At 75.0% G+C, this 5,719-nt stretch carries 9 protein-coding genes; 5 read left to right on the top strand and 4 right to left on the bottom strand.

The features are described from left to right. Nucleotides 1-639, bottom strand: a 639-nt coding sequence (locus AC0CYZ_RS17610) for a YihY/virulence factor BrkB family protein (RefSeq protein WP_472217640.1), incomplete at its 3' end; no start/stop codon positions are given. A gap of 142 nt (nucleotides 640-781) precedes the next feature. Between AC0CYZ_RS17610 and AC0CYZ_RS17605 the strand changes: the two genes are divergently transcribed. Together AC0CYZ_RS17605 and AC0CYZ_RS17600 are read left to right on the top strand one after the other, a co-directional pair. Continuing rightward, the gene (locus AC0CYZ_RS17605; RefSeq protein WP_472217638.1) at nucleotides 782-1,207 is read left to right on the top strand and encodes a PPOX class F420-dependent oxidoreductase; all 426 of its coding nucleotides are present in this window, start codon (nucleotides 782-784) and stop codon (nucleotides 1,205-1,207) included. A 49-nt stretch (nucleotides 1,208-1,256) separates the two neighbouring features. Continuing rightward, nucleotides 1,257-1,616, top strand: a complete 360-nt coding sequence (locus AC0CYZ_RS17600) for a DUF3140 domain-containing protein (protein WP_472217637.1) — start codon at nucleotides 1,257-1,259, stop codon at nucleotides 1,614-1,616. Nucleotides 1,617-1,627: 11 nt separating this feature from the next. Here the strand turns inward: AC0CYZ_RS17600 and AC0CYZ_RS17595 are convergent, their stop codons facing one another. Next, nucleotides 1,628-2,092: an STAS domain-containing protein gene (locus AC0CYZ_RS17595; protein WP_472217636.1), complete on the bottom strand. Its 465-nt coding sequence runs from the start codon at nucleotides 2,090-2,092 to the stop codon at nucleotides 1,628-1,630. A gap of 216 nt (nucleotides 2,093-2,308) precedes the next feature. Here AC0CYZ_RS17595 and AC0CYZ_RS17590 point away from each other — a divergent pair, with 216 nt between their 5' ends. Then, nucleotides 2,309-2,566: a DUF2630 family protein gene (locus AC0CYZ_RS17590; RefSeq protein ID WP_472217635.1), complete on the top strand. Its 258-nt coding sequence runs from the start codon at nucleotides 2,309-2,311 to the stop codon at nucleotides 2,564-2,566. Nucleotides 2,567-2,575: 9 nt separating this feature from the next. Here the strand turns inward: AC0CYZ_RS17590 and AC0CYZ_RS17585 are convergent, their stop codons facing one another. Then, nucleotides 2,576-3,904 (bottom strand): FAD-dependent monooxygenase, encoded by a 1,329-nt coding sequence (locus AC0CYZ_RS17585; protein WP_472217633.1) that lies wholly within the window; start codon nucleotides 3,902-3,904, stop codon nucleotides 2,576-2,578. Nucleotides 3,905-3,983: 79 nt separating this feature from the next. On the opposite strand from AC0CYZ_RS17585, the gene AC0CYZ_RS17580 reads away from it, so the two are divergent. Then, nucleotides 3,984-4,619 (top strand): TetR/AcrR family transcriptional regulator, encoded by a 636-nt coding sequence (locus AC0CYZ_RS17580; RefSeq protein WP_472217631.1) that lies wholly within the window; start codon nucleotides 3,984-3,986, stop codon nucleotides 4,617-4,619. Between the two features lie 50 nt (nucleotides 4,620-4,669). Here AC0CYZ_RS17580 and AC0CYZ_RS17575 read toward each other — a convergent pair whose 3' ends face one another. Next, nucleotides 4,670-5,188: a PadR family transcriptional regulator gene (locus tag AC0CYZ_RS17575; protein ID WP_472217629.1), complete on the bottom strand. Its 519-nt coding sequence runs from the start codon at nucleotides 5,186-5,188 to the stop codon at nucleotides 4,670-4,672. A 91-nt stretch (nucleotides 5,189-5,279) separates the two neighbouring features. Here AC0CYZ_RS17575 and AC0CYZ_RS17570 point away from each other — a divergent pair. Next, the coding region (locus AC0CYZ_RS17570) for an AMP-binding protein (RefSeq protein WP_472217627.1) at nucleotides 5,280-5,719 on the top strand (440 nt) is incomplete at its 3' end.

Genomic DNA, 5,719 nt, shown 5'->3' with positions numbered 1-5,719 from the left:
CACGGGCACGACCGTGACCAACCGCAGCCCGACCAGGAACACCCCGACGTTCACCGCGATCGATCCCAGCAGCGAGACCACGCCCACCACGGGGCCGAGCCCAGCGAGGGGACCGCCCGCGATCGCCCCGCTCGCCGCGGTGCCGACGGCCGACAGCGCCGTCGTGACGAGCACGCCGATCGCGATCAGCCCGAGCAGCAGCAGGCCCCGGCCGTAGGCGGCGGGGAGCCCGGGGCGCTCCGCGATCGGCACGGCCCACATCTGGCACATGGCGTTGAGCAGGGCCTGCGTGATGCCGAGCGAGCCGTAGAGGCTGACCCCGATGCCGATCCACAACGCCGCGACGCTCCCGTGCAGCGAGTGCACGTTGGCGCCGATCTGGTCTCCGATCACCGGGAAGTTCCGCAGCGCCGAGGCGAGCACGGCCTGCTGGGCGGCGGGGTCGTTCGCCAGCACGAAGCCGAGGATGGTCACCGCGAGCAGCAGCAGCGGGAACAGCGACACGAAGCCGTAGTAGCTGAGCAGCGCCGCCTGGTAGGTGCCCTGGTCGTCGACGAACTTGTAGACGACGGCCAGCGGCAGGCCGACCCAGCGGTGCCGGCGCTGGTAGCCGTCGAACCGTTGCAGCACTCCAGCCACGGCCATCTCCGTCTCGCGGTCCTCGCGCGTCGACCCGGATGCCGTGTCGGCGTGCCCTCTGCACGGTTCCCGGCGACGGCGCGGCTCGAACGCCCGGCACACGCCTCGTCGTCGTGAGGCCCGACGGAGGAGGATCGCGGGCATGTCCTCACGCGCCGACCACGACGCCCTGCTCACCTCGAGCCGCCTGGCCGTGCTGGCCACGATCAGGGCGAGCGGCCTCCCCCAGCTCTCCCCCGTCACGCCGTTCTACGACCCCGACGCCGGCACCCTGCAGGTCTCGATGACCGAGGGCCGGGCCAAGACCGCGAACCTGCGCCGCGACCCGCGGGCCGCGATCGAGGTGACCTCCTCCGACGGCCGGGCGTGGGCGACCGCCGAGGGCCCGGTCACCCTGACCGGGCCGGGCACCGATCCCCACGGCCCCGAGGTCGAGGCCCTGGTCGGGTACTACCGCGCGGCCGCGGGCGAGCACCCGGACTGGGAGGAGTACCGCGCCACCATGGTCGCCGACCGGCGGGTGCTCATGACGATGACCGTCGAGCGCGTCTACGGCGACCGGATCTAGCCGGGCGATCCGAGGATTGCGCGGGCCCGTGGTCCGGGAACGGGCGGGGATGACTTCGAGCGCCGGGTACGACGACCTCTGGGACGAGTTCCACCGCGTGGTGAACATGGACTCCCGTGAGCTGAAGACGTGGCTGTTCACCGAGGAGGCCACCGAGGACGCCGACTACGTCCCCGGGGAGCGCATGCCCCCGACGGGGGCCGACGTGCTCGCCGTCCTCGGCAAGCGCAAGACCGACCTCGACGACCACGACCTCGAGGTCATGACGCGGGTCGTCTCGATCGTCCACGCCGAGCGCGGCGAGGACCTCGAGCCGGACGCGGGCCCCTCGGCGGGCTGGCGCCGCTACCTCATGACCATGGGCCACGACCCGCTGCGTCCCGCGGGCGATCGGCGCACGGACCGCTGACGCCGGGCGATTCAGGCGGACCAGACCGCCGAGGCGCCGTCGTCGCCCGCCGTCCCTGCGTCGAGGCCGGTGGGGATGAGCGAGAGCGCCTGATCGAGAGCGGTCAGCCGGATCACCTGGCGGACCGATCGCCGGACCGTGAAGCAGACCAGTTCGACCGCGTGCGTGCGGGCGACGACCACGGCACTCGCGAGCACCCCGAGCCCGGCGGCGCCGAGGAACTCGACCCCGTCCAGGTCGCAGACCACCCGCGGGTGCTCGGCGGGGTCGAGGCGAGCGGTCGCGGCGGCGTCGGCGAGGGCCGTCCGCAGGAGGTGGTCGAGCCGGGCCGCGTCGACGAGGTCGATCTCCCCGGACACGCGCACGACGGCCACGCCGGGCCGGGGGCGGGTCGACGCGATGCGCAGGCGGGACGGGCCGGCGGCGGGAGCGTCGGGGTCGTCGACGGCGTCGAGCGAGTGGGGAGTGGTGGACACGGGGCGCCCTCCGACCCGGCCGGTACGGGGAGACCGGCCCGGAGTCACGGAGCGGCACCAGGCGTGAACCGCAGACAGACGTGCGCCGGAAAGGGGACCAGATCGAGCGGTGCGCGTCAACACCGACCGCATCGACGTCATCACGCTTCGTGGATCTCCGGAGCCCGGGGACGGTCTCGCCGTGGGAGCGGGATCGAGCCGCCTAGGCTGGCCGCCATGACCAGCGAGGAACCCCGCACCGAGGCCGAGATCGCCGAGCGCATCGACGCCAACGCGGCCGAGGAGCACGAGATCCGCAACCGCGCCCACGGCGGGGTGACCGACGAGGACGCCGACCGACTGGCCGCCCTGCAGGTCGAGCGCGACCGCCTCTTCGACCTCAAGCGCCAGCGCCAGGGTCGTCGGGACGCCGGCGAGGACGAGGGCGAGGCGCACGAGCGCGACGCGAGCATCGTCGAGAACTACCGCCAGTAGCGCCGTCGCTCAGGCCGGGACCGGCGCACCCCGGAGCACGCGGGCGAGCTCGTCCCGGCCGGGCCCGTCGGGGCGGGGCGGGCGCCAGCCGCGGCGGTACACGGCCGCCGCGAGCGGCTCCACCTCGTCGAGGCAGTCCGGCCCGGCGAGCATCGCGAGGTAGGGCGGGAGCGCCGCGGCGATCGCCGGCTCGACCTGCGCCGCGGCCATCACGAGGTCCGAGGGCAGACGGCCGGTCAGGTCGACGTCCCGGCCCGACCAGCGCTCGAGCATCGCGGTGTCCATCCGGACGTGGTCGGCCACCCACGGCCGCATGTGGGTCGCGCACCAGGCGTCGAAGCCGACGGCGACGTCCTCGGGATCGGCACCGCCGTCCAGGCGCCGGAGCAGTTCACGGGCCTGCATGAGCGAGGTCGTGATCCCGCGGCCGAACATCGGCGTGGTCGTGGCGACGGCGTCGCCCACGGCCACGAAGGACCGGCGCACGGTCCCGTCCGGCGCCGCCTGGCCGCGGTAGTGGTTCACCAGCGCGCCGCCGACGAGCACCGGGGAGATCGGCTCGGCACGCTCCGGGTCGGTCCAGTCGTCGAGGCCCGGGATCACCCGGCAGGCCGCGTCGAAGGCCGCCTCGTGCCGGAGCAGGGCGAGGTCGGGGTCGCTCGTCGCCCGCACCAGGAGCACCGAGAAGATCCCACGCTCGTGCCGGAACACGATCACCTGGTAGCCGTCGAGGTCGGCCTGCCAGGCCAGCGGGTTCGTCATCGGACCCGGCGCCGCGCCGGGACGCAACCGGTACTGCCGGTCGACGTAGGCGACGCCGACCCGGCCGAGGATCGTCGGGGCGGCGCGCAGCGCCCGGGTCGCCCGTCCCGCGCGGCCGGACGCGTCGATCACGAGGTCCGCGGGCAGGTCCACGCCGTCGACCCGCAGGCCGGTGGCGCGCCGGTCGTCGAGGGTGACCGCGTCGACGTGCCCGCGCCGCAGGGTCAGACCGGGGGTCCCGACGACGGCCGCGCGCAGCGCCCGCTCGAAGGTCTCCCGCCGGGATCGCATCCCGCCGGGCAGGCGCCGGCCGTCGGGCAGGGTGAGCGTGATCGGCTCGGCGCCGGCGGCCACCCACCCGTCGTGGGCCTCCGGGATCTCGGCCCGCAGGGCCTCGCCGATCTGCGGGCGGAACCCGTGGGCGTGGTGGAACTGCATCACCCCGCGCCGCGCCCACCCGCCGTCGGTGCCGGGACCGGCGTCCCGGTCGACCGCGGTGACCCGGTGCCCGCGGCGGGCGAGCGCGGCCCCGAGGAACAGTCCCGTCGGGCCGGCGCCGATGATCGCGACGTGCATCCCGACCTCCTGGTGCTAATTTGAGTGCACCGAGAGTGCAGCGGATGTGTGGGTCCGTCAAGACACGAGGAGGTCACCGGTGAGCGAGCGGCGGCCCTACCGGTCGGACCTGCGCACCGAGCAGGCCCGCGCGACCCGACGCGCGGTCGTCGAGGCAGCGGCGGGGCTCTTCGTCGCGCGCGGCTACGCCGACACCACGCTCGACGCCGTCGCCGCGGCAGCCGGGGTGAGTCGCCGGACAGTCGTCAACGCCGTCGGCGGCAAGGCGGCGCTGCTCGCCCTCGCCTGGGACTTCTCGCTGGTGGGCGACGACGAGCCGGTCCCGATGGCCGACCGGCCCGCGGTCCTCGCGATCGAGGCGAGCACCGACCCCGCGGACGCGCTGCGGCGCTGGGCCGAGGTGCTCGTCGACGTCGCGGCGCGCTCGGCGTCGATCGGGCGGGTCCTGGAGGCGGCCGCGGACGTGGACGCCGAGGCCGCGGCCCTGCTCGCGAAGGCCGCCACCGAGCGGCTCGACGGGGCCCGGGCGTTCGCCCGCCACCTCGCCTCGATCGGCGGCCTCGCGCCCGGCGTCACGGAGGACCGCGCCGCCGACGCGTTCTGGGCGCTGAACGACGGCACGCTCTACCGGCGGCTCGTGCTCGACCGTGGCTGGTCGGCGGCGGAGTTCGCGGCCTGGCTCACCGCGCAGGCCCGGTGCGCTGCGCGCACGTGAGCACTTTCCGGTGTCATGGCCCCCGAAAGCGCTCACGGGCGCGCACGCACCTACAGCAGCGAGGACCAGAACCGCAGCGCCGCGTGCTCCATCTCCAGGCCCAGCCGCAACGTGATCATGCGCTTGGCCACCGCGTCGAGGGACGCGTAGCGCTCCTGCATCTCCTCGTAGACCGCGATCCGCTCCCGGTGCGCCGCCACCTGCTCGCGCGCCAGCCGCGTGACGTCGCCCGGGTCGCCGACCTCGTTGAAGAACAGCTTGAGCTCGGCGATGTCGCGCATCTGGAAGTGCTCGGGGGTGGGCTCCGCGAGCCAGGCCCGGAGCTCGTCGCGCCCGGCGTCGGTCAGCCGGAAGGTCCGCCGTCGCCGGCCGCCCTCCTCGGTCTCGGCCTCGAGCAGGCCGAGGTCGGCCAGCCGCTGCGGCTCCGAGTACAGCTGCGCGTGCGGGAAGTGCCAGAAGTAGCCGATGGACCGGCCGACGGCGCGCTTCAGGTCGTACGACGTCGAGGGTCCTCGCAGCGCGATCGTCCCCAGGACGACGTACGACGTCGGGGACAGACGGTCGGCCACCGTCGGGACCCTACCGACCCTTGCCCTCCCGGGCCCCGATCCATACAGTCCGAATCGGACGATACGCGACGGAGCATGATCGGGGTGCCCTGTGGATCTGGCGACCGCGTGGGCGTGGACGGTCGAGCGCTACCCGCACCGCCGCGCCGTCGGCGGGCCCGCCCCGATGACGTGGTCGGCGTGGGACGCCCGCACGGCGCGCCTCGCCCACGCGCTCGCCGGGCTCGGGGTGCGCCGCGGGGACCGGGTCGCGCTCGTGCTCACCGGCGGCGAACCCGCCGCGGCCCTGCACATCGCCGTCCAGCGCCTCGCGGCCGTCGCGGTGCCGCTCTCGACCCGGCTGGGCCCCGAGGAGCTCGTGCACTGCCTCGCAGACTCCGCGCCCGCCGTCGTCGTCTCCGACGACGCCACCGGGGAGCGGGTCACCACTGCCGTCGCCGACCCGCGCATCCGCCCCCACAGCCACCGCTCGCTCGGCGACCTCGAGCAGGTCGCCGCCGACGCGCCCGACTGGCAACCCTCCGGCGGCGC

This window comes from Actinomycetospora sp. (assembly GCF_055612215.1).
This window is presented reverse-complemented; position numbering and strand designations above follow the sequence as displayed.

Coding starts and splice junctions, on each gene's coding strand:
- AC0CYZ_RS17605 (WP_472217638.1), top strand. CDS start 782: ATGTCCTCACGCGCCGACCACGACGCCCTGCTCACCTCGAGCCGCCTG.
- AC0CYZ_RS17600 (WP_472217637.1), top strand. CDS start 1,257: ATGACTTCGAGCGCCGGGTACGACGACCTCTGGGACGAGTTCCACCGC.
- AC0CYZ_RS17590 (WP_472217635.1), top strand. CDS start 2,309: ATGACCAGCGAGGAACCCCGCACCGAGGCCGAGATCGCCGAGCGCATC.
- AC0CYZ_RS17585 (WP_472217633.1), bottom strand. CDS start 3,904: ATGCACGTCGCGATCATCGGCGCCGGCCCGACGGGACTGTTCCTCGGG.